We start from the raw sequence: 24,345 nt of genomic DNA on the forward strand, positions 1-24,345 counted from the left end.
CCTGCAAAGCCGCAGGCCCCGGCCCTCGGTCACACCGCCTTCTGGCGCCGTTCATGGTGTCGTTCTAGAACCAACGCCATGACCCAATGGCTGTTCCCGCCCGCGCCCACGCCCTCGCTTCCGATTGTCGGCGAACCGCGACGTTTTCCCGTCCGGCGCATCCTGTGCGTCGGTCAGAACTACGCCGCCCATGCCCGCGAAATGGGGGCGGACCCGAACAAGCCCGCGCCCTTCTTCTTCGCCAAGCCCGCTGACGCCCTGGTCGTCGACGGCGCCGATCCGGCCTATCCCTCGGCCACCGCCAACCTGCACCATGAGGTCGAGCTGGTCGTCGCCGTGGGCGAAGGCGGGACGATCGCGGGCTGGGCCGTCGGCGTCGATCTGACGCGGCGCGACCTGCAGGCCGAAGCCAAGGCCAAGGGACGACCCTGGGAGGCGGGCAAGGCCTTCGACCAGTCGGCGCCCTGCGGCGCCCTGACGCTGGGCGCCCTGCCCGAGGCCGACGCGGTGATTGAACTGAAGGTCAACGGCGAGACGCGCCAGACGGGCCGTCTGTCGGACATGATCTGGGATCCGGCGGGCATCCTGGCCAAGGCCTCGGAGCTGTGGTCGTTGCAACCGGGGGACCTGATCTTCACCGGCACGCCCGAGGGCGTCGGACCTCTGGCTCCCGGCGACCGGGTCGAGGCGCGTATCGACGGTCTGGCCCCGCTTCGCTTCACGGTGAAACCATGATCCTGCACGGCTACTGGCGCTCGGGCACCAGCTATCGCACCCGTATCGCCCTTGGTCTGAAGGGGCTGGCCTATGAGACGGCGCCGGTCGATCTGCGGACGGGGGCGCAGAAGTCCGACGCCTACCTCGCCTTGAACCCGCAGGGTCTGGTTCCGGCGCTGGAGACCGGCGACGGCCAGGTCCTGACCCAGAGCCCGGCCATTCTGGAGTGGCTGGAGGAAGCCCATCCGACCCCGGCCCTGCTGCCGTCGAACGCCGCCGACCGCGCCCTGGTGCGGGCCATGGCGGCCCTGATCGGCTGCGATATCCATCCGCTGAACAATCTGCGGGTGCTGAAGGCGGTGCGCGAGCTGGGCGCCGATCAGACGGGGGTGGACGCCTGGGCCGGGCGCTGGATTCTCGACGGTTTCGCGGCGCTGGAGGCGCTCGTGGTGCGTCACGGCGAGGGCTGGTGCTTCGGCGGCGCCCCGAGCCTGGCCGACTGCTATCTGATTCCGCAGATCTATTCGGCGCGCCGGTTCAACGTGGATCTGACGCCGTTTCCGCATCTGCTGGAGATCGAGATGCGGGCCGAAGCCCATCCGGCCTTCGTTGCGGCGCACCCGGACAATCAACCGGACGCGGATTAAGCCTGTTCGTTCACCAACAGCCTTGATTTCGGTCAATCTCCTTTAAGCTTTGGCGCTGAAGATCAGCGTCGTGAGATTCGCCCTTCCGCCCTCTCCGGCCGACCGGCTCGCCATCGCGGTGGTGACAGAGCCCGAACGGTCCCGCCCGCTGCCGCCCGGCCAGCGGGAGGACGCCATGCGCCATCTGCTGCAAACGGCGGGCGACGCGGGCGTCGGTCTGGTGGCGACCCGGCCCGAAGGCGACGTCGAGCGCCTGCTGGGTCAGGCCTGGCCCTTCCCTTCCCCCTTCCGCGTCACCGTGCGCACCGTGCCCCTGGCCGACGGTCTGGACCGGGTCGAGGCCCGCGCCCGCCGCTCGCTGGAGCGCATGGGCCTGCCGCGCGGCGACGCCGTTCTGGTGCAGAACGCCTCTGATCTGGCCGGGGCCGAGGGCCGCGCCCTGTGGGCTCGCCTGCAAGCGTTGAAAGAACGCGGCGTCTTCCGCAAGATCGGCTTCGTCGCCACCGTCGAGGACGGCCCGGCCCTGATCGCCCGCCGCTTCCAGCCTGACGTGGTGCAGGTCGCCTGCAATATTCTGGATCAACGCGCCGCGCGCGGCGGGGTCATCGAGACCCTGGCCGCGCAGGGCGTCGAGGTGCATCTGGCCTCGGTCTTCGCCCAGGGCCTGCTGTTCGCCAATCGCGAGAGCCTGCCGCCTGAACTGGCGGCCCACGGCATGGCCCTGTCGCGCACGCGTCGGCGCCTGGCCGAGGCCCGGGTCGATCCGATGCAGGCGGCCCTGGCCTATGCCCTGAACCTGCCCGGCGTGGCCTCGGTGATCGCCAGCGTGGCCTCGGCCGCCGAACTGCGCGCCATCGTCGCCGCCTCGCACGCGGCCAAGCCCGACATCGACTGGGACGCCCTGGCCCTGGACGAGGCCCCCGCCGCCGTGGCCTCGCGCCTGCGCCTGCACGTCAGCAACGCCGCCTGATCCACAGGCGCGAGGGCCTGGCGCCCCGCTCTGTGCATGACCGCCGCCGATCCCGCTTGAGGCGGGCGCCCCGATCCGTCACCCTGCGCGGCGTATGAACGCGCCCCTGTCCCATCCCCCGCAAGTCGATCTGAAGCCCGACGCCGGAACCACCCCGGTCATGGCGCAATTCCTGGCGGCCAAGGCCGATCAGCCGGACGCCATCCTCTTCTTCCGCATGGGCGACTTCTACGAGCTGTTCTTTGACGATGCGGTCAAGGCGGCGGCGGCGCTCGGCATCACCCTGACCAAGCGCGGCAAGCATCAGGGCGAGGACATCCCCATGGCCGGGGTGCCGGTTCACGCCATGGACGGCTATCTGGCGCGGCTGATCCGCATGGGTTTCAAGGTGGCCATCTGCGAGCAGCTGGAGAACCCGGCCGAGGCCAAGAAGCGGGGCTCCAAGGCGGTGGTGCATCGCGGCGTGGTGCGGGTGGTGACGCCGGGCACCCTGACCGAGGACAGCCTGCTGGACGCGCGCGGCGCCAACCGTCTGGCCGCCGTGGCGATCCGCAAGGGGCGGGCGGCGGTGGCCGTCGTCGAGCTGTCCGCCGGGGCGGTGGACTCGGTGGCCTGCGACCTCGGCGATCTGGGCGCGGCGCTGGCGGCCTTCCGGCCGTCCGAAGTGCTGGTGCCCGACCGCCTGTTTTCTGACGAGGGCTTGAAGGGGGCGCTGGACGGCTCCGGCGGCGTGGTTCAGGCCATGCCCCAGGCCCTGGCCGAGCCCGTCGGCGCGCGCGACCGGGTGCAGCGGCTCTATGGCGTCTCGGCGCTCGACGGTTTCGGGGCCTTCGAGGAGGCCGAGGTTTCGGCGCTGGGCCTGATCGCCGCCTATCTGGAGACGACCCAGGCCAGCAAGATCCCGGCCCTGACCCCGCCGCGCCGCTCGGGCGAGAGCGGTTTTCTGGCCATCGACCCGGCGACGCGCCTCAGCCTCGAGATCGACCGCACTCAACGCGGCGAACGCGACGGCTCCCTGCTGCACTGCATCGACCGCAGCGTCACCTCGGGCGGGGCGCGGGCCCTGGCCGAGCGCATTTCGCGGCCCCTGCGCGATCCGGCGGCGATCAACGCCGGTCTGGACGCGGTCGAATGGCTGCTGGAGCGCCGCGATCTGCGGCGCGATCTGCGCGACGGCCTGCGGTCCTCGGCCGACGTGGCGCGGGCCACCTCGCGTCTGGCCCTCGGCCGCGGCGGACCGCGCGATCTGGCGGCCATCCGCTCGGGCCTGACGACGGCGCAAGGCTTGGCCGGGCTATTCGCCGCCTCGACCCATGATCCTCTGGCGGGGCCGCCCGCGCGGGTTCTGGCCTGCCTCGACCGGCTGACGCTGGACGGAGAGTTGTCGCACCTGCTGGCCGATCTGGTCGACGGCCTGATGGAGGAGCCGCCGCATCTGGCGCGCGACGGCGGCTTTGTGAATCCCGGCCACCGGCCCGAGCTGGACGCCGCCCGCACCCTGCGCGACGACAGCCGCCGCGTGGTCGCGGACCTTGAGGCCCGCGCCGTGGCCGAGAGCGGCGTGGCCTTCAAGGTGCGCCACAACGCCGTGCTGGGCTACTTCCTCGAAGCCTCGGCCAAGGCGGCGGAGAACCTGCTGCGAGCCGGGCCCGACAGCCCCTTCATCCACCGCCAGACCCTGGCCAATCAGGTGCGCTTCACCACGGTCGAACTGTCGGAGCTGGACGCCAAGATCAGCCAGGCCGGGCATCGCGCCCTGGCCATGGAGGGCGAGACCTTCGAGGCCTGGCGGCGCGAGGTTGCGCGGCTCGCCGGGCCGTTGCAGGGCGTGGCCGAGGCCCTGGCCGAGCTGGACGCCCATGCGGCCCTGGCGGAATGGGCCGAGGAGGTCGGCGCCGTCCGCCCGGTGGTCGACGACAGCCTGTGCTTCGACGTCGAGGCCGGGCGCCACCCGGTGGTCGAGGCGGCGGTGACGGCCCAGGGCGACCCCTATACGCCCAACAACTGCCGCCTGGCCGGCGACGGCGCCGGGGCCTCGCGCCTGTCCATCGTCACCGGCCCGAACATGGCCGGTAAGTCGACCTTCCTGCGCCAGAACGCGCTTCTGGTGGTGCTGGCCCAGGCCGGCGCCTTCGTGCCTGCGCGCGCCATGCGGGTGGGGGTGGTGGACCGGCTGTTCAGCCGCGTCGGCGCCGGCGACGACCTGGCGCGCGGCCGCTCCACCTTCATGATGGAGATGGTCGAGACCGCCGCCATCCTGACCCAGGCCACGCCGCACAGCTTTGTCGTGCTGGACGAGATCGGGCGCGGCACCGCTACCTATGACGGCCTGGCCATCGCCTGGGCCACCGCCGAGGCCCTGCACGAGACCAATCGCGCCCGCACCCTGTTCGCCACCCACTATCATGAGCTGGCGCGGCTGGAGGAAAGGCTGGACCACGTCTGCAACCTGTCGATGAAGGCGCGCGAATGGAACGGCGACCTGGTCTTCCTGCACGAGGCGGCGCCCGGCGCGGCGGACCGCTCCTACGGCGTGCAGGTGGCCAAGCTGGCGGGGGTGCCGACGGCCGTGGTCGGCCGCGCCCGCGAGGTGCTGGAACGGCTGGAGAGCGAGAAGGCGGCGGCGGCGCGTCTGGACGACCTGCCCCTGTTCGCCGCCGTGGCCGAGCCTGCGCCGGCGCCGATCAGTTCCGCGCTGGACGAGGCGGTCGCGGCCATCGACCCGGATGAGCTGACCCCGCGCGAGGCGCTGGAGGCGCTCTATCGGCTGAAGGGGCTGGCGCGCTCGTGACCTCTGCGGCGGTCCTGGATCCGCGTCTGGTTCAGGCCGCCTCGGGCCCCGACGCCCGCGTCGCTGTGACCGCCTTGTTGCGCGAGAGTTTCGCCATCGACCGCGCCCGCGTCGCCCGACGGCTGGAAGGCGGGATCGACGGGGCCGAGGCGGCGCGCCTCTACGCCGCCGCCGCCGATGTCATGCTGACCAGCCTGTGGCGGATCGCGACCGAGGTCCTGCACCCGGCGCCGCAGGATCGCCTCAGCCTGCTGGCGGTCGGCGGCTATGGGCGGGGCGTCCTGGCGCCCTTTTCCGATCTCGACCTGCTGTTCCTGCGGCCCGGCCAGATAGCCAGCGCTCGCGCCGAGGCGGTGATCGAGTTTGTCCACTATGTCCTGTGGGATCTGGGGCTGAAGGTCGGTTCGGCCTCGCGCTCGGTCGGCGAGACCCTGGACCTGGCCCGCAGCGACATGACGGTGCGCACCACCCTGCTGGAAGCCAGGGTGCTGGCGGGGGACGCCGCTCTCGGCGCCGACCTTTTGCGGCGGTTTCGCGCCGAGGTCGCCAAGGCCGATCCCCGCCCCTTCATCGCCGCCAAGATGGAGGAGCGCGACGTTCGTCTGCAGAAGACCGGCGCGGTGCGCTATCGCGTCGAACCCAATATCAAGGACGGCAAGGGCGGCTTGCGCGACCTGAACACCCTGTTCTGGATCGCCCGTTCGCTGGCGCCGGACAGCGAACGCGGGCAGGCGGCGCTGGAGGGCCTGCTCAGCGCGCGCGAGCTGCGCAGCTTCCGTGAGGCCATCGGTTTTTTGTGGAGCGTGCGCATCCATCTGCATCTGGCGGCGGGGCGGGCCGAGGAGAAGCTGACCTTCGATTTCCAGCCTGAGATCGCCCGGCGCATGGGTTGGCGCGGGCGCGGCGACGAACTGGCGGTCGAGCGCTTCATGCGCCGCTATTTCCAGGTGGCGCGCGAGGTCGGGGCCCTGACCCGCGCCGTCTCGGCCCAGCTGGAGGCGCGCCAGCAGAAGAAGGCGCAAGGCCTGGCGCGCGGTCTGTCGCGGCTGATCCCCCGACGCCGGGCCAGGCTGGCCTTCGACGGTCTGGCGATCGAGGGCGGGCGTCTGACGGTGTCCGGCCCCAAGGTCTTCGCCCATGATCCGGTGCGGCTGCTGTTGCTCTTCGTCGAGGCCGATCGGCTGGATCTGGACCTGCACCCCGACGCCTTCGCCGCCGTGATCCGCGCCCTGTCTCTGGTGACCCCGGCGCTGCGGCGCGACCCGCGCGCGGCCGAGGCCTTCCTGACGGTGCTGGCGCATGGACAGAGGCCTTACCGCGTCCTGTCGATCATGAACGAGACGGGGCTGCTGGGGCGGTTCCTGCCCGAATGGGGGCGGATCGTCGGCCAGACCCAGTTCAACATGTACCACGCCTATACGGTGGACGAGCACACGCTTCAGGCGGTCGGGATCATCAACGACATCGCGCGCGGCAAGCTGGAGGCCGATCACCCGGCCTCGACCGCCATCATCCACCGCATCGCCGACATCGAAGCCCTGATGCTGGCCATGCTGCTGCACGACGTGGGCAAGGGCGGCGACCGGGGACAGCTGGAGGATGGCGCCATCGCCGCGCGTCGGGCCTGCGAGCGGTTGGGCGTCGACCCGCGCCGGATCGAGCTGGTGGTCTGGCTGGTGCGCCATCATCTGCTGATGAGCGACTATGCGCAAAAGCGCGACGTCTCCGACCCCTCGACCGTGCGGGCCTTCGCCGAGGCCGTGGGCGATCCCGAGCGTCTGCGGATGCTGATGGTCCTGACCGTGGCCGACATCCGCGCCGTGGGGCCGGGGGTGTGGAACGGCTGGAAGGGGCAGTTGATGCGCGCCCTGTTCGAGGCGACCGAGGCCCTGTTCCGCGGCGACGCGGTGACGCGCGAAGATCCGTTGGTCGACCACCCGGCCCTGGTCGAGCGGGCGCGGCGAGAGGGCGCTGCGGTCGAGGCCCTGCCCGCCGAAGGGCCGCTGGAATCCACCGCGCGGGTGGCGGTGGCGGCGCTGGACCGGCCCGGCCTGTTCGCCGACCTGGCCGCGACCCTGGCCCTGGCCGGGGCCGACGTGGTCGGGGCGCGTCTGGCCACCGCTGAGGACGGCGCGGCCCTGGACGTCTTCGAAATCCAGGACGGGGCGGGCGAGGCCTATGGCCGGCGCGAGCCGCGTCGTCTGGCCATTCTGGTCAAGGCGCTGGAGCGGGCGGCGCAGAAGGGGGCGCGGGCCTCGGCGGTCGAGACGCCTCGGGTCAGCGCCCGTCGCGCCGTGTTCGAGGTCCGCCCGGTGGTGCGCATCGACATGGAGGCCGGGACCAGCGCCGTGGTGGTCGAGGTCTCGGGCGCCGACAGGCCCGGCCTGCTGGCCGACCTGGCGCGAACCATCTCGGCCCATGGCTACTCGACCCGGTCGGCCCATATCGCCAGCTTCGGCGAGCGGGCGGTGGACGGCTTCTACATCACCGATGCGGACGGGGCGAAGCCGACCGACGCGGGGCGGCTGGAGGGCTTGAAGGCCGGCCTGCTGGAGGTTCTGGACCGGGCGCCGCAAGGTCCGGCGGGGCGGCGCATCACGCCGGTGCGGGCCAGCGTGCGCGACGTCTCCGATCTGGAGGGCGAGATCGGACGCAAGCCCGTATCCAGCGGGTCGCGGGCGCGCTAAGGCGTTTGTCGGGCGAGCATAGAGACCAGCCGTGAACGACAAGACCGATCCCATCGAACCGGCCGCGCCGATCTCGGCGGCCAACGCCACGGTGGAGCCTGTCGTTCAACCGCCCGCCGCCTCGACGACGGTGAAGGGGGGCGGCGTCATGCGCTCCTCGGCCATCTTCAGCGCCATGACCCTGCTCAGCCGTCTGGCCGGGTTTGCGCGCGACGTGGTCATATCGGCGGCCCTGGGGGCCTCGGCGGGACCGGCGGCCGACGCCTACAACACCGCCCTGAACTTCCCCAACCTGTTCCGCCGCATCTTCGCCGAGGGGGCCTTCGCCGCCGCCTTCGTGCCGGCCTACGCCAAGACGCTGAAGACCGAGGGCGAGGCCACAGCCGATCAGGTCGCCACCGACGCCCTGGCCGCCGTGGCCGCCGTCACCGTGGTCCTGACCATCGTCGCCCAGCTGACGATGCCGTGGCTGATGACGGTCATCAACATCGGCTTCCTCGACGATCCAGCGCGGTTCAAGCTGGCGGTGATCCTGACCCAGATCACCATGCCCTACCTGCCCTGCATGGCCATCGCCTCGCTGCTCAGCGGGGTGCTGAACGCGCGCGGGCGCTTCATCGTCTCGGGCGCCTATCCCATCCTGCTCAACCTGATCATGCTGGCCGCCGTCTGGCCGGTGAAGGGGGATCAGATCGAGGCCGCCTACGCCGCCTCCTGGGGTGTGGCCGTGGCGGGCGTGGCCCAGGCGGGCCTGTGCTGGTGGGCGGCGCGGAAGGCCGGGGCCAACATTCGTCTGACCCTGCCCAGGCTGACCCCGGCGGTGAAGGCCATCATCATCACCGCCGTCCCCGCCGCCATCGGCAACTCGGCGACCCAGATCAACGTCTTCATCTCGGGCAACCTGTCCAGCTTCGTCGCCGGCGGGCGGACCTGGCTGGCCACGGCGGACCGCCTGTATCAGCTGCCGCTCGGCCTGGTCGGCGTGGCCATCGGCATTGCCCTGCTGCCCAGGCTGTCGGCGGCGGTGGCGTCGCAGGATCATGGCCAGCAGCAGGCCTCGATGGACGAGGCCCTGGCCCTGTCCATGGCCCTGACCCTGCCGGCGGCGGCGGCCCTGATGGCCATGCCCTATTTCCTGATCGACGCCCTGTTCACGCGCGGCGCCTTCCTGCAGGTCGACGCCGTCAACACGGCCCAGGCCCTGTTCCAGTTCGGCTGGGGCGTGCCCGCCTTCGTCCTGATCCGCATCCTGGCCCCCGCCTTCTTCGCGCGCGGCGACACGCGCCGGCCCATGGCCTTCGCCCTGGTCTCGGTGGCGGTCAACGCCGCCCTGGCCATCGGCCTGTTCAACCTGGGCATGGGGATTTCCGGCATTGCCGCGGCGGTCAGCGCGGCGGCCTGGACCAACGCCCTCCTGCTCGGCGCGACCCTGTGGCGGCGCGGTCATTACCGGCCCAGCCCGGCGGCGGCCTCGCGGCTGGCGCGCATTCTTCTGGCCAGCATCGGCCTGGGCGTCGTCGTCGGCCTCGCCTCCTGGGCGCGGCCTATGCTGCAGGGCCCGATCGAGGCCCTGCTGGGCGCGATCGGCTCGGATCACGGCGCCAAGGAGCTGACCCTGCTGGCCGTCGTGGCGGCGGGCGGTCTGACCTATGTGGTCCTGGCCTTCATGACCCGCGCGGTCACGGTCGCCGAGATCAAGGGCCTGATCCGCAAGGGCCGCTAGTCGAGGGGCCGGGCGGTCAGCGCGGTTGCGACGACCGCCTCCCTGCCGCCGGCCACGAGGGCCGAGCGACGAGGCGTGATCCCTCGCGGACGATGTGAACTCCTCCGTTCTCGGATGAGGACATGAGCCCCAGGGCGCGCTCGGTCTGAGCGTCCCCGCCGGTCTCAGTCGCTACGACTGTGGCGTGCAGCCACTGTCCATTGGGAGGCGTCCGGAAGCTCCCTTCGGCGTGTCCGCCACGGAAACTGAGGTCGAGACGGCGGGGCGCGACGTCGCTTCCAACCCGCGGCTGGATCAAGACCGTTGCTTTCGCCAGTGCTGGGTTCGAAGTCTGGGCGAGGGCGCGGGTTTCGGCGCCCTCGGGCCTCAGTTCCAGAGTCAGGATGGGCGGGACGCCGTCCTGCCGAATCGATGTGCGCTTGTAGAGCGGCAGGCAGATGGACCTCTCCCTGCCTGACCACTGAAATCCGGTCCTGGCGCCAAAGGCCTGAAGCGGAGCGTTGCCCATGCGCCGCCACCCGGCCGCAGCGGCGGGAACTACGCGCGGCCATTCGACGGAGCCGAGCGACAGATAGCCGCCGATCGGTGGTTCGTTGACGTCCTGCAGGATGCTCCAGTCACAAGCGCCATCGCTTGGGCTGGCGGAGAGTTGCACCAGGTAGGGCTTCTCGGCCGCGGGCGGCCGCGTCGCGCAACTCGCCAATAAGGCCGTCGTGAAGACTAGACCGATGCAAGTATGAGTATGGCTCATCAACCGATGATATTTGGTTGTGCGATGATCGGTCAACCACCATGCCCCAAGTCCCGCCACCTTATCTGGACCAAGGCGTCGGTCGGGTCCTTATGAACTGGACGGTCACCATGGCCGGGCGACGAGGCGTGATCCCTCGCGCTCGATGGAGTTCGCCTGAAGGCCTCCCTGCACGAGCACGTCCACAGCCCTGTCCGTTTGAGTCTCGCCATCGGCCATCGTGGCGACGACTGTGATCAGCGCTGGTTGACCGAGCGGAAGGGGCGGGAGGTGCCCCTCGGCTTGGCCGTCGTGGAACTGGAGATCCAGCCTCTGGGGCGGGAAGTCGCCTCGGGGCTTGTATGGGTGGATCATGATGCTCGCCCCCGCCAGGCCAGGGTGGAAGCTCTGGCCGAGTACGCGAGTGTGCGCACCATCGGGTGTCAATGAGAGGCCGAGAACCGGCGGGAGGACGCCTTCCTGCCTCACTACGGCGCGCTTGTAGAGCGGGAGGCAGACAGTCTCGCCTGCTTTGAATATCAACGACCCTGCGGTTGCGCCGAAGGCCAGCAGAGGAGCCTCTCGAGTGCGCCAGGATTTTCGGGCTACCGGCACAACATGTGGCCACCAGGCGCCGCCCAAGGGACCGCTGCCCGTTGGCCTGATGTTCAAGTCCTGCATCAAGCTCCAGTCGCAAGCGGCCTCACTGTAGCTGACGGACAACTGGACTATATAGGGCTTCTGGGCCGCGGGCGGCCGCGTCGCGCAGCCACTGATGACGGCCGTCGTGAGGATCAGCGCGGCGTAGGCGTGAGCATTCTTCATGGATCGACGCTATGTGAGTTCGTCCAGCCCGGTCAACGGCTGCGGCGGGCCGCTCTCGCCTTGCCCTTCGCGCCTTGAGGCGATAAGCGCGAAGGCATGGCTCATTCGGGACACATCTTCGTCGCCCGGCGATGGCGCGGCTGACTGTTCACCGCACGACCCCGCACGCCTGCGCGTGCGCCGAATCCAGCCTCTTCGAGTTCCGAGAATCCTCCCATGACTGACCAGACCCCGGCCCCCTACACCGGTCCGCGCCGCATCCTGTCCGGCATTCAGGCCTCCGGCGCCCTGCACCTGGGCAACTATCTGGGCGCCCTGAAGCGCTTCACCGAACTTCAGGACACGGGCGCGCCCCTGTTCGTCTTCGTCGCCGACATGCACGCCATCACCGTCTGGCAGGAGCCCGAGAAGCTGACGGCCCAGACGCGCGAGATCGCGGCGGCCTATCTGGCGGCGGGTCTGGACCCGGCCAAGGCCACCATCTTCCCGCAGTCGGCGGTGCCGGCCCATGCCGAACTGGCCTGGATCTTCAACTGCGTCGCCCGCCTCGGCTGGCTGGACCGGATGACCCAGTTCAAGGAGAAGTCGGGCAAGCACAAGGAACGCTCCAGCGTCGGCCTCTACACCTATCCGGTGCTGCAGGCGGCGGACATCCTGCTCTACAAGGCGACCGAGGTGCCGGTCGGCGAAGACCAGAAACAGCATCTGGAACTGACCCGCGACATCGCCGCCAAGTTCAACAACGACTTCGGCGTGCCGGGTTTCTTCCCGCAGCCGGAACCCCTGATCCAGGGACCGGGCACGCGGGTCATGAGCCTGCGCGACGGGTCGGCCAAGATGAGCAAGTCCGACCCGTCGGACCTGTCGCGCATCAACCTGACCGACGACGCCGACACCATCGCCGCCAAGATCAAGAAGGCCAAGTCGGACATGGATGTCCTGCCCGACACCGTCGAGGGTCTGGACGGTCGGCCCGAGGCCAAGAACCTGGTGGCCATCTACGCCGCCCTGTCGAACACGACGCGCGAGGCCGTTCTGGCCGAGTTCGGCGGTCAGGGCTTCGGCGCCTTCAAGCCGAAACTGGCCGAGCTGGCCGTCACGTCGATGGCTCCGGTCACCGCCGAGATGCGTCGCCTGATGGCCGACCCGGCCGAGATCGACCGCGCCCTGGCCGTCGGCGCCGCGCGCGCCCGCGAGGTCGCCCAGCCGGTGGTGGACGAGGTCAAGAAGATCGTTGGCTTCTGGCAGGGTTGACCGGCTGTTTTCGGACGTGACGACCTCGCGGCGGCTTTCGCCGCGGGGGCGTCGCGCCTAGATCATCGGCCATGACCCATCCTCTTGATCGCGCCGTTTTCAACGCCCTGACGACCCGCCTGTCGCGGCTCACGACGTCCGATTCCGGGGCCTTGGCCGCGCGCTTCGATCCCGAGGTCGGCGTCTTTCTGGCGGCGGCGGACGACAGCGCGGCTAGCCGCGAGGCGCTCGGCGTCCTGGCGCGACGCTACCCTGGCGCGGGACTGGTTGAGCGCGAGGACGGGCCGATGGCCGGGGTCCTGCCCGAAGGCGTGCCGGTCGCCGCCCAGGTCGCCCTGGTGCAGATGACGGCCACGGCCCTGATCCCGGTCGGGACGAGCGCGCGGCTGGATGACGTCATTGAGGAACTGAGCGAGGCGGACGCCCCCGCCATGCTGGACCTGGCGACCCTGACAAAACCTGGCCCCTTTCGCTCCAGGACGCGTGAGCTGGGCCCCTTCGTCGGGATCAAGCGAGACGGCCAACTGGTCGCCATGGCCGGGCGGCGGCTGCGCGTGGACGGCTTCACCGAGCTGAGCGGCGTCTGCACCCACCCGGATCATCGCGGCATGGGCTATGCCGCCGCCCTGTCCCGCGTGGTGGTCGGCGAGATTCTGGCGACGGGGGAAGCGGCCTTCCTGCACGCCTTCGCCGATCACGAAACGACCATCGCCTTCTATCGCGGTCTGGGATTTCAGACGCGGGCGCGCATGACCTATACTTCTCTGGGCGAGGTCTGACGGAGGCGAGCATGAGCGGTCACGGCGCGACGGTGGAATGGACGCGGGGCGATCAGGCCTTCGTCGACAAGCGATACAGCCGCGCCCATGTCTGGCGCTTCGACGGCGGGGCCGTGGTGCCGGGGTCTTCGTCGCCGGCGGGCGTGCCGATCCCGATGTCGGACCCGGCGGGGGTGGACCCGGAGGAGGCCATGATCGCCTCCCTGTCCAGCTGCCATATGCTGTGGTTCCTGGCCTTCGCCGCCAACGCCGGTCTGGTCGTCGACCGCTATCTGGACGAGGCCTCGGGCGAGCTGGACAAGAACGAGGCGGGCAAGTCCTATCTGGCCCGCGTCGCCCTCAATCCGGTGACCAGCTTCACGGGCCGCCAGCCCGATCAGGCCGAACTGGACGCCCTGCACCACGCCGCGCACGAGCATTGCGACATGGCCCATTCGGTGCGGTCCGAGATCACCGTCACGGCCCGCATCGGCTGAAAGCTCAGGCCGTCTCCTCCTCGATCAGGGAGCGGAAGGCGGCGTGGGCGGCGGTCATGCCGTCCGTCGTCGCCAGGGTGATATTGCCCGCCGGCCGCGCCAGATCGCCGGCGGCGAAGACGCCCGGCTGACTGGTCTGCTGCTGGGCGTCGACCTTGACGATGCGGCCCATGGGGCTGTCCGTCATCTCGCAGCCCAGGCGCTCGGCGAAGCCGTTGGCCTGACGCACATGGGCGCCGACGAAGATGGCCTTCAGGGGGATGAAACGGCCGTCCGTCAGCCGCGCGCCGGTCAGGGTGGGGGCCTCGCCCTCCAGCCGTTCGAGGGGCGTGGGCTCGACGGTGACGCCGCGACGGGCCAGCAGGCGGGCGTCGTCTTCACCCAGCCGCGCCGGGTCGATGAACAGAACCGCCTGGCCCCATTCGGCGACGATCATCGCATACTGGACCGCATGGTCGCCGCGCCCGAGGACGCCGATCGGCCCGCCGCCGATCTCATAGCCGTGGCACCAGGGGCAGTGCAGGGCGGTGCGGCCCCAGCGTTCCTTCACGCCCGGAAGGTCGGGCAGGACGTCCTCGACCCCGTGGGCCAGGATCAGGCGGCGGCCCCTGGTGCGCGTGCCGTCCGCGAAGGCGACCGCGAAGCCGCCGCCGATGCGTTCGACATCCACCGCCTCGGCCATGCGGAAGGCGGCGGTGGGATAGGCCGCGACCTGGGCGCGGGCGGCGGCGGCGATCTCGGTCCCCGGACGGCCGTCGTTGCTCAGGACGCCGTGGGCGCGGGCGGCGAAGCGGTTTCTCGGCCGAGCGTCGTCGATGACCAGAACCCGGCGGCGCGCCCGCACCAGCTGCAGGGCGGCGGACAGGCCGGCGTAGGAGCCGCCGATGACGACGGCGTCATGGGGCATCGGATTTTCGCTGGTGCGCATGGAGAAGGTCTCTCTTGGGGTGGGCGGCCAGCCGGCGCGAGAAGTCCGCCGCCAGATCGGCCAGGGTGATGGAGTCCAGCCGGGCGGCCAGCAGGGCGCGGGCGGCGGCGTAGGTGTCGGACAGGGCCTCGTTGACGGTGGCCTCGATCAGGCAGCCCTCGGCCTCGACCGGCGGGGTTTCGGGCAGCAGGCCGGGTTCGCCGAGCGCGGCGTGGACCTGACCCAGGGTGACGCCGTCCAGCGGTCGGGCCAGCCGCCAGCCGCCGCCATGTCCTTTTTCCGAGACGACCAGCCCCTGGTCCCGCAGGCCCGCCATGGTGCGGCGGACGACGACGGGATTGGTCGACAGGCAGGCGGCCAGCATGTCCGAGGTCATGGGTTGGCCATGACGCTGCTCATGCTCGGCCATGTGCAGCAGGGCGTGGAGGATGTTGGACAGGCGGGAGTCGCGTTTCATGTAACTTCAATTGTTACGTGATACGTCCGGCGTCAAGATCGGTAGCCGAATTTGTTTTCAGGCGTCGGGCGCCACGTCCTTGAGGAAGGCGGTGAAGCGGCGCAGGGCCTCAAGCGTCAGCTCGGGGTGGTGGCGCATCGGGCCGTTGCTGGTCGGCTCGTCGAAGGCGTGGGTGCCGTCGGCGACCCAGCTTTCGACCTCGGAGCCGCAGTCGCGGATCATGGCGTTGACCCGTTCGGCGTTCGAGACCGTGGTCAGGTGGTCGCGTTTGGCCGTCATGGCCAGGACGCGCGGGCAGTGCCGCCACGGCTTCATCCGGTTGAAGGCCCAGAAGCCGACATAGGGGTAGGCCAGCCAGACGGCCTTGACCCCCGACAGGTCGCAGTCGCCGGGATCGGCCACGCCCATGCGGCCCGGTTGCGGGTCCTCGCTCATCATCTCCATGATCGACCAGCCGCCGTGGCTCCAGCCGGCCAGGGACAGCATGGCGGGATCGACGTCGGGGCGCTGTGAAATCCCCTTGATGGCGGCCAGCAGATCGCCCGCCCGTTCATAGCCGCGCAGCACCAGGCCGGTGCAGACCGTGGTCAGGGTGAAGGCCCGGTTCCAGCCCCTCGGCCCGTAGGAATCGACGATGAAGGCGCGCCAGCCCGCCGCTTTCGCCGCCTCGGCGTAGCGCGGCAGGTGATCGCGCAGGCCGCCGCAGCCGTGGAACAGCAACACCGCCGGGCGCGGCCGGTCGTCGTCGGGCCCGACCACGGTCGTGTGCGGTTCCAGCATGGCCCAGCGGGCGTCGAGCGTATCCATCAGCCCAGCTTAGAGGTTCGCGATTTTGAAGAAAGGGGTCTTGCGGTTTCGATATATCGATATATCTCTGCGTCAGTTCGATATATCTAAGTGAAAGACGAGAGAACGATATGAGAAGATCCAAGGGGATCGAAAATTCCGGCCAAGGCTTCGGGCGCGGCCGTCATGGCGCCCACGGAATGCACTTCGGCCACGGCTTTGGACGGGGCGGCCACGGCCGTCACATGCGGCCGGAAGGCGGGCGCGGCTCGAGGGCGGAGGGCGAAGGCCGGATGCGCGGCGAGCGCCACGGGCGACGCGGCGGCGGACGCATGTTCGAGCACGGCGCCCTGCGCTGGGTGCTGCTGTCGATGATCGCCGACAAGCCGAGCCACGGCTATGAGCTGATCAAGGGCATCGAGAGCCGCATGGGCGGCACCTATGCGCCCAGCCCCGGCGTCATCTACCCCAGCCTGTCGCTGCTCGAAGACATGGGGGCGGTCAGCGTCGCCGCCGAGGGCGGCAAGAAGCGCTATGCCATCACCGACGAAGGCCGTCGCCTGCTGACGGAAAACGCCGAAGCCCTGGCCCACATCGAGATGAAGATGAAGGCCCTGCGCGGGCGACCTGATCGGCCCGCCCGCATCGCTCAGGCCATCGAGGCCCTGCGCAACGCCACGCATCTGCGCCTGACCCAGGAGCCGCCGCTGAGCGAGGCCGAAGTCGAGACCATCGCCGACCTGCTGGAGGCGGCGGCCGAGAAGGTGCGTCAGGCATGACCGAGACCCTTCTGCGCCTGCCGCGCCGGGTGCGGCACGAGCTGAAGTTCCGCCGCGCCCGCGTTGAGGCGGTCGAGCAACTGACGCCGGGGCTGAAGCGCATCGTCCTGACTGGCGAGGAACTGGAGGGCTTCTTCAGCCCGGGCTTCGACGACCATGTGAAGATCTTTCCGACGCCGCGTGGGCAGGCTGTGGTCCTGCCGACTGTGGGGCCGGACGGACCGGTTTTCGCCGAGCCCAGGCCGACAGCGCGCGACTACACCCCGCGCGCCTTTGACGCCGCGAACCGGCGGTTGACCATCGACTTCGCGGTCGGTCACGGCGGCCCGGCCACGGCCTGGGCCGAGGACGCCCGGGTCGGGGATGAACTGGGTCTGGGCGGGCCGCGTGGCTCCTTCCTGATTCCGACCAGTTTTTCGCAGCACCTGCTGGTCGGCGACGAGGCGGCCATTCCGGCCATCGCCCGGCGGCTGGAGGAACTGCCCGCCGGGGCCAGGGCCGTCGCCTGCATCGAGGTCAATGATGCGGCGGGCGAGCTGGATCTGCCCAGCGCCGCCGACGTCGAGATCGTCTGGGTGCACCGCAAGGGCGGGCCGCGCGGTCGGGCCGAGGCCCTGACGGCGGCGGCGGTCGCGGCGGCGCGGCGCATCGATCCGGCTGACGCCTATGTCTGGGTCGCCTGCGAGTCCACGGTGGCGCGGTCGATGCGTTCGGCGCTGCTGGCCGCTCGGCCGTTCAATCCGAAGTGGATGAAGGTGGCCGGTTACTGGCGTCTGGGCCGTGCGGGGTCGCATGAAGTGATCGAGGACTGAGGCCCGACCGGGCCTTGGCCAAAGAAAAGGGCGCTGCCGACGACCGGCAGCGCCCTTCTTCTTGCGCTCAAGAAGCGAGCCGCCGCGCGGCCCGCGTTGGCGCCCTTCCAACCTAGTGCCGGAAGACGCGCACGCCGGTGAAGGCCATGGCGATGCCGCGTTCGTCGGCGGCGGCGATGACCTCCTCGTCGCGGATCGAGCCGCCCGGCTGGATCACCGCCGTGGCCCCGGCGGCGACGGCTTCCAGCAGGCCGTCGGCGAAGGGGAAGAAGGCTTCCGAAGCGCAGGCCGAACCCTCGGCCAGGGAGTGGGCCAGACCCTTGGCCTCGCCGGCTTCCTTGGCGCGGATGGCGGCGATGCGGGCGCTGTCGCGGCGGTTCATCTGACCGGCCCCGATGCCCGCCGTCTGGCCGTCCTTGGCGTAGACGATGGCGTTGGACTTGACGTGCTTGGCAACGGTGAAGGCGAACAGCATGTCCTGGATCTCGGTCGGCGTCGGCTGGCGGCGCGTGACGATCTCCAGGTCCGAGGGCTTGATCAGCGAGCGGTCGCGCGACTGGACCAGGAAGCCGCCGGCGACCGAGCGGAAGACCTCGCCGGCGCCGTGCGGGTCGGGCAGGCCGTCGGTGATCAGCAGGCGCAGGTTCTTCTTGGCGGCGAAGACGGCCTTGGCTTCGTCGTCGGCGCCGGGGGCGATGACCACCTCGGTGAAGATGCCGGTGATGGCGCGGGCGTCGTCGCCGTTCAGCGGGCGGTTGACGGCGATGACTCCCCCAAAAGCGGAGACCGCATCGCATTCCAGCGCGCGGGCATAGGCTTCCGACAGGGTGTGGCCCACTGCCACGCCGCAGGGGTTGGCGTGCTTGACGATGACGCAGGCCGGGGCCTCGAACTCGGCCACCAGCTCATAGGCGGCGTCGGCGTCGGCGATGTTGTTGTAGCCCAACTCCTTGCCCTGAACCTGTTCGGCATAGGCCACGCCCGGACGCTTCTCGCCGGTGCGGTAGAAGGCGCCGGTCTGATGCGGGTTCTCGCCGTAACGCAGGGTCTGGGCCAGGGAGCCGGCGATCGACTTGCGGGCCGGGGCGGCGTCGTTCAGCTGGCCGGCGAACCACGACGAGACGGCGGCGTCGTAGGCGGCGGTGCGGGCGAAGGCGCGGGCGGCCAGCTGCTTGCGCAGGCTGAGCGAGGTCGAGCCGTCGGCCTTCAGGGCCTCGACGATCAGGCCGATGCTTTCCGCATCGACGGCGACGGCGACGTGGCCGTGGTTCTTGGAGCCAGAGCGGATCATGGCCGGGCCGCCGATGTCGATGTTCTCGATGGCCGCTTCAAAGCCGCCGCCGGATTCCACCGTCTTCTCGAACGGATAGAGGTCGATCCAGACGATATCGATGGCGCCGATGTCGTGTTCGGTCATGGCGGCGGCGTGGGCCGGGGCGTTGCGCACGCCCAGCAGGCCGCCGTGCACCACGGGGTGCAGGGTCTTGACCCGGCCGTCCATCATTTCGGGGAAGCCGGTCAGATCGGCCACGTCCTTGACCGGCAGGCCGAAGCCCGCGATCGCCGCCTTGGTGCCGCCGGTCGAGACCAGCTCGACGCCGAGACCGGCGAGCGTGCGCGCCGCCTCTTCCAGCCCCGCCTTGTCCGACAATGAAATCAGGGCGCGGACAGGTTTGATCGCGTCCGGGGCGGGCGGAAAGTCGGGAGCGGCGGGCATGGGCGGCGTCCGTTAACAGCTGGGGCGGGGAGATGGCGCGGCCTCTAGCACCATCGAGGCGCGGCGTCAGCCCTTGGGACACCAGCAGGTCTCCTCCTCTCCGTCATCCTCGGGCTTGACCCGAGGATCGAGTTGTCCGCCACTCGACGTTCCATGATCGAGCGCCGCCCTTTCATCGCCACCTACATCCTGGCCAGCCGCCCGCTCGGCGTCCTCTACATCGGCATGACGGCGAACCTCTACGAGCGCATCCGCCGGCATCGTGAGGACCGGGTCGAAGGCTTCGCCCAGCGCTACGGCTGCAAGACCCTCGTCTGGTATGAGACGCACGGCTTCGTCACCGAGGCGATCCGGCGCGAGAAGGCCCTGAAGCGTTGGAACCGCACGTGGAAGCTGGAGCTGGTCGAGAAGACCAACCCGCAGTGGCAAGACCTCTATCCCAGCCTGTTCGGACTGACGCCCGATCCTCGGGTCAAGCCCGAGGATGACGGAGTGGGAGATGTCGAGGCCTTCCTGAAGGGCCTCGACGAAATCTAGTGCGGATCGCCCGCCGCGCCCGCCGGGCTCAGCTTCCAGCGGATCTTGGTGTCGGCGTCGGTGCGGGCGGAGCCGCGGACGACGATCTGCAAGGAGCGCCGCGTCAGGCCCTCGTCGACGTGGACGGCGGGTTCGATGGCGACGTCGGGGCCGTCGCTGCGGAACCACCAGCCGCGTCCCGAATGGCCGCGCAGCAGGATGGAGCGGCGGTCGCGGGCCAGAGAAGCCTGAACGCCCGGCTCCAGCTGGAAGCGCAGGGCGTAGGGGGCGGCGATGGCGCGGGTCACTTCGGGGCGGCCTTCCGGCGGATGCAGCCGCTCCTCGGCGCGCAGTTCGTCGAGGCGCTGATCCAGATAGAGGCGGCGCTGATGCATCAGGCCGTACTGAGCCATCCAGCCGTCGTGCTCGACCTCCAGCCAGACGGCGCCGTCGCCTTCGCGGTGGTCGCGGGTGACGTGCAGGGCCGGGCCGATCAGGCGAGGGCCGAGCAGTTCGGCCTTCCAGCCGGACAGGGGCTCGCCCAGAGGCTGTTCGCCCAGCGTCAGCGTCGAGGCGCCCGGCGTCAGGCGCAGGGCCTGACGGTCCAGGGCGCGCGGGGTCCAGCCGGCCGAGGTGAACAGGCGGTCGCGACCGCAGACGACTTCCAGCGCGGCCGGTTGACCGCAGGCGGCGGCCGACCAGGCGCCGCGGGCCGGGGCCTCCACATCGACCATGACGGTCAGCAGGGGGCTGGAGATGCGCACCAGACCGCCGACGGCGCCGCTGGACGGCGGGGCGGGCGTGTCGTCATGGGCGCGGGCGGCGGCGACGCGTTCGGGCGTCGAAGGCCCGCCGCCCTGGAAGGCGGCCAGGCGGCCGTCGGGCAGGGCCAAGACGCGAAGGCTGGTCGTCAGGCGCGAGATGGCGGCGGCCACCGGTTCGGGCGTCGGCTCGGACAACTGGGCCAGGGCGTCGTCCAGGGTCAGCAGGTCGAGCAGCAGCTCAAGCCCCATTTCCGGGGCGCGGGCGGCGTGATGGCCGTCGGCGGCGACGGCGGCCTCCAGCGCGGCGGGCAGGCGCTTCAGGGCGGTGCGACGGATGCCGGCGCCGGCCTTGCCGGCCAGGGCGCAGCCGGCCACGGCGGCGGCGGTCAGGCGCTCGGCCCGGCCCATCAGGCCGCCGGGAGGACGGAGCAACTGACGCGCCTGACGCGCCAGAATGTCGGTCAGACGCAGACGCTCAGGCTCGGTCGCCACCCCGGCCAGACGCCGCCCGGCGCAGGCCAAGTGATAGGTGCGCCGCGCCAGAATGTCGGGATCCCAGGAGAAGGGCGACCAGCGGTTGAACAGGTCGTCCCAGGCCAGGGTCAGCGCCAGGGCCTCGCGCGCGCCGCGATCGCCGTGGGCCATCATCTCGGGCATCCAGACGAAGGCGTGCAGTTCGACGGCGAAGGCGCGGCTGGGGGTGGGGCGGTTCCACAGGTCGGCGGGCCCCTCGGCGTCGAGGCTGAGCCCGGCCAGGGTGAAGCGACCCGACAGCAGGGGGCGCGGCGCCTCTTCGCGCAGGGGGCGGAAGTCGCGCGGGCTGACGGCGAAACCGTCGGCGCGGGCGCCTTTCAGCGTCATGGTGTAGCCGGGCAGGCCATAGAGTTCGATCCACAGCTGGCGCGCGGCCAGTTGTCCGGCGACGGCGGCCCACAGGGCGGGATCGGCCTTGGGGCCGCCGGCGGCGCGCACCGGGGTGCGGACCGGCGCGCCCTTGAGGCCGGGGATATGGCCCTCGGTCAGGCCGCCTTCTGTTTCGCGCGGGGCGAAGGGGCCGAGGGGGCTCACGCGGCGGCGGCCTTCAGAGCCTGGATGTTGGCGGCGTAGGCGTCCGGCCCGCCCTTGAAGACGAAGGAGCCCGCGACCAGGGCGTCGGCCCCGGCGGACAGGCAGGCTCCGGCGTTGGCGGCGACCACGCCGCCGTCCACCTGCAGGTGGGCCTTGGAGCCGGCGCGGTCGAGGATGGCGCGGGCGCGTTCGATCTTCTTCAGCGAGGACTCGATGAATTTCTGACCGCCGAAGCCGGGATTGACGGACATGATCAGCACCAGGTCGACCAGGTCGACAGCCTCTTCCAGCACGCTCAGCGGCGTGGCCGGGTTGAAGACCAGACCGGCCTTGGCGCCCAGCTGGCGGATCTGGCCGAGCGTCCGGTGGACGTGAGGACCGCTTTCGGGGTGGACGCTCATGATGTCGGCGCCGGCCGCGCGATAGGCCTCCAGCCAGTTGTCGACCGGGGCCACCATCAGGTGAACGTCGAAGGGCAGGCGGGTGTGGGGGCGAAGCGCCTTCACCACGTCCGGGCCGATGGTCAGGTTGGGCACGAAGTGGCCGTCCATGACGTCGACATGGATCCAGTCGGCCCCGGCGGCTTCCAGCGCGCGGACCTCTTCGCCCAGCCTGGCGAAGTCGCTGGCGAGGATGGAGGGGCAGATCAGCGGGGCGCTTGCGGCGGCGGTCTGGGTCATGGTTCTGCGACTTACGGCCATGAGGCGCGGGGGGCAAGCCGGGCCGCTGACGCAGGCCGACCTGGCGCGCGTCAGCAGGTGGTCATTGGCGCTTCGCGAACGGTCGGCGGTGGTCGTTGGCGAAGACGCGGCGGTTGAGGACGCAAGGCTGCTGGCGGGGTGCGGCGGGGCGAGGGAGGAAGACGGCGACTTCTTCAGCCGTCCCCGAAAGGACCCGCCATGATCCGCATCCTCGCCGTCGCCGCCGTTCTGGCCTTCGCCGCTCCGGCCTATGCCCAATCCGCCGACAACCGTCTGACCCTGACCTTCGAGACGGGCGCGGAGACCGGCGCGGTTCTGGTCGCCCTCTACGACAGCGAGGCCGCCTATGAGGGCGGACAGCCGGCGCGCGTGGCCCAGGTCGATGTGGCGGCGGGCCAGCGCGAGGCCGTGTTCGACCTGCCCGCCGGGACCTACGGCGTGAAGGCCGTCCACGACGTCAACGGCAACGGCAAGATGGACGTCAATCCGTTCGGCATGCCGAGCGAGCCCTTCGCCTTCTCCAACAATGCGGTCGGCAACATGGGGCCGGCCAAGTGGGACCGCGCCCGCTTCGAGGTGTCGGGCGCCACGGCCCAGACCATCCGCATCCGCTAAGTCTTGATGCTCGGAGAGACCGCCATGACCCCGACCCGTCGCACCCTGTTCATGGGCGCCGCCGCGCTCGCGGCGGCCCGCGTCCTGACCCCCGACCGGGCCTATGCCGCGCAGGCGATGAGCGCGACCGCCGACTGGTCGCTGGCCACCGCCGACGTCGAGAGCGACGTGGCCCCGCGCGCCCTGCGTCTGGTCCATGGCCGGGCGCCCGCCGGCCTGTCGGGCAGCCTTTATCGCAACGGCCCGGCCAAGTTCCGTCGGCCGGGCGGCTCGTCCCAGCACTGGTTCGACGGCGACGGCCTGATCCGCCGCTGGCGGGTGCAGGACGGGCAGGCCAGCTTGGCCGCCCGCTTCGCCGACACGCCCAAGCGGCGTCAGGAGGCCGAGGTCGGGGCCATGCTGATGCCGGGCTTCGGCACGGTGGCCGATCCGCGCGCCCGCATCGGCTCGGCCGACGACGCCAGCCCGGCCAACACCTCGGTGCACAAGGTCGGCGGCAAGCTGTGGGCCCTGTGGGAGGCGGGCTCGCCCCTGGCCATGGACCCCGAGACCCTGGCGACCGAGGACTTCGTGACCCTGCGCCCGGACCTGAAGAACATGCCCTTCCTGGCCCATCCGCGCATCGAGCCGGACGGGCGTATCTGGAACCTGGGGGTGAGCGGACGCCAGGCCATGGTCTGGCGACTGGCGGCGAGCGGCGCCCTGGAGGCGGCCGAGCTCATCGCCCTGCCGCGCGCCAGCTATATCCACGACTTCAGCGCCACGGCCAGGCATCTGGTCATCGTACTGCAGCCCTGGGTCCATTCGCGCAACGTCATGCCCGTTTCGGCCGCCTTCGAGTGGACGCCGCAGGCCGGGACGCAGATTCTGGTGATCGACAAGGCCGACCTGACGCAGCGCCGGATCTATGAGCTGCCGCCCTTCGGCTTCTTCCACGCGGGCGACGCCTGGGAAGAGGCGGACGGAACCATTCGCCTCGACCTGTGCGCCCACAAGGGCATGGATTTCGCCGCGCGCGGCGCCCATGAGGTGCTGAACGGCGTGCCCCTGGGTCACGACCCCGCCGAACTGGCCATGGTGGTGCTGGAACCGAACGGGCGCGGTCGTCTGGAGCGGACCGGGGTGGTGGGGGAGTTCCCGCGCAGCGATCCGCGTCGCGCCGGGCTGGCCCGTCGTTTCAGCCTGCACACCACGGGCGAGCGCGCCGACCGGCCCCTGGCCTCGGCGGTGGCCGTCACCGACTGGCGCTCAGGCCGCACGCGGTCGTTCGACTTCGGCCCCGGCCATGTGACCGACGAGATGGTCTATGTGCCCAAGCCCGGCGGCGTGCACGAGGCCGAGGCCTGGCTGGTCGGCCCGACGATCAATCTGAAGGCGGGGGTCAGCGAACTGCACGTCCTGGACCTGATGCACGTCGAGGACGGCCCCGTCGCCACCTGGCGCGCCGACGTGGCCCTGCCGGCGGCCTTCCACGGGAATTGGGTGTGAGGTGGATGTCCGCTTGCGACCGAGGCTGTGTGAAAACGCCTCCCGATCGAGCGAATTAGGATAGCCTTCCGGGTCAGCAGGAGGTGGGTATGAGCCGCTTCGTTCAGGGCGCCGA

General features: G+C 70.7%; 21 protein-coding genes. 14 read left to right on the forward strand and 7 right to left on the reverse strand.

The annotated features are described in order from the left end of the window. Positions 1–78 precede the first annotated feature (78 nt). From ACFYLW_RS14910 to murJ, 6 genes are all read left to right on the forward strand, one after another. Positions 79–735, forward strand: coding sequence for a fumarylacetoacetate hydrolase family protein (locus ACFYLW_RS14910; protein WP_312064985.1), 657 nt, complete (start codon positions 79–81; stop codon positions 733–735). Beyond that, the gene (gene maiA, locus ACFYLW_RS14915) at positions 732–1,364 is read left to right on the forward strand and encodes a maleylacetoacetate isomerase (protein WP_312064984.1); all 633 of its coding nucleotides are present in this window, start codon (positions 732–734) and stop codon (positions 1,362–1,364) included. Before ACFYLW_RS14910 ends, maiA begins: the two co-directional genes overlap by 4 nt. A gap of 70 nt (positions 1,365–1,434) precedes the next feature. Beyond that, positions 1,435–2,334, forward strand: coding sequence for an aldo/keto reductase (locus ACFYLW_RS14920; RefSeq protein WP_292084974.1), 900 nt, complete (start codon positions 1,435–1,437; stop codon positions 2,332–2,334). A gap of 94 nt (positions 2,335–2,428) precedes the next feature. After that, complete coding sequence (gene mutS / locus ACFYLW_RS14925) at positions 2,429–5,125, forward strand: DNA mismatch repair protein MutS (protein ID WP_390183203.1); 2,697 nt, start codon at positions 2,429–2,431, stop codon at positions 5,123–5,125. Continuing rightward, a complete protein-coding gene (gene glnD / locus ACFYLW_RS14930) occupies positions 5,122–7,812 on the forward strand; it encodes a [protein-PII] uridylyltransferase (RefSeq protein WP_312064982.1) in 2,691 nt (896 codons plus the stop codon). Before mutS ends, glnD begins: the two co-directional genes overlap by 4 nt. A gap of 31 nt (positions 7,813–7,843) precedes the next feature. Then, positions 7,844–9,535: a murein biosynthesis integral membrane protein MurJ gene (gene murJ / locus ACFYLW_RS14935; protein WP_312064980.1), complete on the forward strand. Its 1,692-nt coding sequence runs from the start codon at positions 7,844–7,846 to the stop codon at positions 9,533–9,535. A gap of 856 nt (positions 9,536–10,391) precedes the next feature. Here the strand turns inward: murJ and ACFYLW_RS14940 are convergent. Beyond that, on the reverse strand, positions 10,392–11,090 hold the full coding sequence (locus ACFYLW_RS14940; protein ID WP_312064978.1) for a hypothetical protein: 699 nt from the start codon (positions 11,088–11,090) through the stop codon (positions 10,392–10,394). A gap of 216 nt (positions 11,091–11,306) precedes the next feature. Between ACFYLW_RS14940 and trpS the strand changes: the two genes are divergently transcribed. From trpS to ACFYLW_RS14955, 3 genes are all read left to right on the forward strand, one after another. Further along, on the forward strand, positions 11,307–12,344 hold the full coding sequence (gene trpS / locus ACFYLW_RS14945; RefSeq protein WP_312064976.1) for a tryptophan--tRNA ligase: 1,038 nt from the start codon (positions 11,307–11,309) through the stop codon (positions 12,342–12,344). A gap of 71 nt (positions 12,345–12,415) precedes the next feature. After that, positions 12,416–13,123 carry a GNAT family N-acetyltransferase gene (locus ACFYLW_RS14950; RefSeq protein WP_312064975.1) on the forward strand — a complete coding sequence of 236 codons (708 nt, stop codon included), beginning with the start codon at positions 12,416–12,418 and terminating at the stop codon, positions 13,121–13,123. An 11-nt stretch (positions 13,124–13,134) separates the two neighbouring features. Beyond that, positions 13,135–13,599 carry an OsmC family protein gene (locus ACFYLW_RS14955; protein WP_312064973.1) on the forward strand — a complete coding sequence of 155 codons (465 nt, stop codon included), beginning with the start codon at positions 13,135–13,137 and terminating at the stop codon, positions 13,597–13,599. A 4-nt stretch (positions 13,600–13,603) separates the two neighbouring features. Here the strand turns inward: ACFYLW_RS14955 and ACFYLW_RS14960 are convergent, their stop codons facing one another. The 3 genes from ACFYLW_RS14960 to ACFYLW_RS14970 are packed head-to-tail and all read right to left on the reverse strand — an operon-like array spanning position 13,604 to position 15,791. After that, positions 13,604–14,527: an NAD(P)/FAD-dependent oxidoreductase gene (locus ACFYLW_RS14960; RefSeq protein WP_312064971.1), complete on the reverse strand. Its 924-nt coding sequence runs from the start codon at positions 14,525–14,527 to the stop codon at positions 13,604–13,606. Next, positions 14,496–14,984 carry an Rrf2 family transcriptional regulator gene (locus ACFYLW_RS14965; RefSeq protein WP_312064969.1) on the reverse strand — a complete coding sequence of 163 codons (489 nt, stop codon included), beginning with the start codon at positions 14,982–14,984 and terminating at the stop codon, positions 14,496–14,498. Before ACFYLW_RS14965 ends, ACFYLW_RS14960 begins: the two co-directional genes overlap by 32 nt. Positions 14,985–15,041: 57 nt before the next feature. After that, the gene (locus ACFYLW_RS14970; protein ID WP_312064967.1) at positions 15,042–15,791 is read right to left on the reverse strand and encodes a dienelactone hydrolase family protein; all 750 of its coding nucleotides are present in this window, start codon (positions 15,789–15,791) and stop codon (positions 15,042–15,044) included. Positions 15,792–15,970: 179 nt separating this feature from the next. Here ACFYLW_RS14970 and ACFYLW_RS14975 point away from each other — a divergent pair, with 179 nt between their 5' ends. Both ACFYLW_RS14975 and ACFYLW_RS14980 read left to right on the forward strand, forming a co-directional pair. After that, a complete protein-coding gene (locus ACFYLW_RS14975; protein WP_312064965.1) occupies positions 15,971–16,549 on the forward strand; it encodes a PadR family transcriptional regulator in 579 nt (192 codons plus the stop codon). Continuing rightward, positions 16,546–17,361 (forward strand): siderophore-interacting protein, encoded by an 816-nt coding sequence (locus ACFYLW_RS14980; RefSeq protein WP_312064963.1) that lies wholly within the window; start codon positions 16,546–16,548, stop codon positions 17,359–17,361. The genes ACFYLW_RS14975 and ACFYLW_RS14980 overlap by 4 nt, the downstream gene beginning before the upstream one ends. 112 nt (positions 17,362–17,473) lie before the next feature. Here ACFYLW_RS14980 and purH read toward each other — a convergent pair whose 3' ends face one another. Then, complete coding sequence (purH, locus tag ACFYLW_RS14985; RefSeq protein WP_312064961.1) at positions 17,474–19,078, reverse strand: bifunctional phosphoribosylaminoimidazolecarboxamide formyltransferase/IMP cyclohydrolase; 1,605 nt, start codon at positions 19,076–19,078, stop codon at positions 17,474–17,476. Between the two features lie 153 nt (positions 19,079–19,231). Here purH and ACFYLW_RS14990 point away from each other — a divergent pair, with 153 nt between their 5' ends. Next, entirely contained in the window at positions 19,232–19,615 is a 384-nt protein-coding gene (locus ACFYLW_RS14990; protein WP_312064960.1) for a GIY-YIG nuclease family protein, read from the forward strand. On the opposite strand, the gene ACFYLW_RS14995 is transcribed toward ACFYLW_RS14990, so the two are convergent. Both ACFYLW_RS14995 and rpe read right to left on the reverse strand, forming a co-directional pair. Further along, positions 19,612–21,426, reverse strand: a complete 1,815-nt coding sequence (locus ACFYLW_RS14995; RefSeq protein WP_313471869.1) for a heparinase II/III family protein — start codon at positions 21,424–21,426, stop codon at positions 19,612–19,614. The genes ACFYLW_RS14990 and ACFYLW_RS14995 overlap by 4 nt on opposite strands. Next, the gene (rpe, locus tag ACFYLW_RS15000) at positions 21,423–22,106 is read right to left on the reverse strand and encodes a ribulose-phosphate 3-epimerase (RefSeq protein WP_312064669.1); all 684 of its coding nucleotides are present in this window, start codon (positions 22,104–22,106) and stop codon (positions 21,423–21,425) included. Before rpe ends, ACFYLW_RS14995 begins: the two co-directional genes overlap by 4 nt. A gap of 219 nt (positions 22,107–22,325) precedes the next feature. On the opposite strand from rpe, the gene ACFYLW_RS15005 reads away from it, so the two are divergent. Together ACFYLW_RS15005 and ACFYLW_RS15010 are read left to right on the forward strand one after the other, a co-directional pair. Beyond that, on the forward strand, positions 22,326–22,742 hold the full coding sequence (locus ACFYLW_RS15005) for a DUF2141 domain-containing protein (RefSeq protein ID WP_312064671.1): 417 nt from the start codon (positions 22,326–22,328) through the stop codon (positions 22,740–22,742). 24 nt (positions 22,743–22,766) lie between these two features. Then, a complete protein-coding gene (locus ACFYLW_RS15010) occupies positions 22,767–24,230 on the forward strand; it encodes a carotenoid oxygenase family protein (RefSeq protein ID WP_312064673.1) in 1,464 nt (487 codons plus the stop codon). Positions 24,231–24,345 lie beyond the last annotated feature (115 nt).

The organism is Brevundimonas sp. NPDC007368, assembly GCF_042869015.1.
Taxonomy (GTDB): domain Bacteria; phylum Pseudomonadota; class Alphaproteobacteria; order Caulobacterales; family Caulobacteraceae; genus Brevundimonas.

Coding starts and splice junctions, on each gene's coding strand:
- ACFYLW_RS14910 (WP_312064985.1), top strand. CDS start 79: ATGACCCAATGGCTGTTCCCGCCCGCGCCCACGCCCTCGCTTCCGATT.
- maiA (WP_312064984.1), top strand. CDS start 732: ATGATCCTGCACGGCTACTGGCGCTCGGGCACCAGCTATCGCACCCGT.
- mutS (WP_390183203.1), top strand. CDS start 2,429: ATGAACGCGCCCCTGTCCCATCCCCCGCAAGTCGATCTGAAGCCCGAC.
- ACFYLW_RS14940 (WP_312064978.1), bottom strand. CDS start 11,090: ATGAAGAATGCTCACGCCTACGCCGCGCTGATCCTCACGACGGCCGTC.
- trpS (WP_312064976.1), top strand. CDS start 11,307: ATGACTGACCAGACCCCGGCCCCCTACACCGGTCCGCGCCGCATCCTG.
- ACFYLW_RS14950 (WP_312064975.1), top strand. CDS start 12,416: ATGACCCATCCTCTTGATCGCGCCGTTTTCAACGCCCTGACGACCCGC.
- ACFYLW_RS14955 (WP_312064973.1), top strand. CDS start 13,135: ATGAGCGGTCACGGCGCGACGGTGGAATGGACGCGGGGCGATCAGGCC.
- ACFYLW_RS14960 (WP_312064971.1), bottom strand. CDS start 14,527: ATGCGCACCAGCGAAAATCCGATGCCCCATGACGCCGTCGTCATCGGC.
- ACFYLW_RS14965 (WP_312064969.1), bottom strand. CDS start 14,984: ATGAAACGCGACTCCCGCCTGTCCAACATCCTCCACGCCCTGCTGCAC.
- ACFYLW_RS14970 (WP_312064967.1), bottom strand. CDS start 15,791: ATGGATACGCTCGACGCCCGCTGGGCCATGCTGGAACCGCACACGACC.
- ACFYLW_RS14975 (WP_312064965.1), top strand. CDS start 15,971: ATGCACTTCGGCCACGGCTTTGGACGGGGCGGCCACGGCCGTCACATG.
- ACFYLW_RS14980 (WP_312064963.1), top strand. CDS start 16,546: ATGACCGAGACCCTTCTGCGCCTGCCGCGCCGGGTGCGGCACGAGCTG.
- purH (WP_312064961.1), bottom strand. CDS start 19,078: ATGCCCGCCGCTCCCGACTTTCCGCCCGCCCCGGACGCGATCAAACCT.
- ACFYLW_RS14990 (WP_312064960.1), top strand. CDS start 19,232: ATGATCGAGCGCCGCCCTTTCATCGCCACCTACATCCTGGCCAGCCGC.
- rpe (WP_312064669.1), bottom strand. CDS start 22,106: ATGACCCAGACCGCCGCCGCAAGCGCCCCGCTGATCTGCCCCTCCATC.
- ACFYLW_RS15005 (WP_312064671.1), top strand. CDS start 22,326: ATGATCCGCATCCTCGCCGTCGCCGCCGTTCTGGCCTTCGCCGCTCCG.
- ACFYLW_RS15010 (WP_312064673.1), top strand. CDS start 22,767: ATGACCCCGACCCGTCGCACCCTGTTCATGGGCGCCGCCGCGCTCGCG.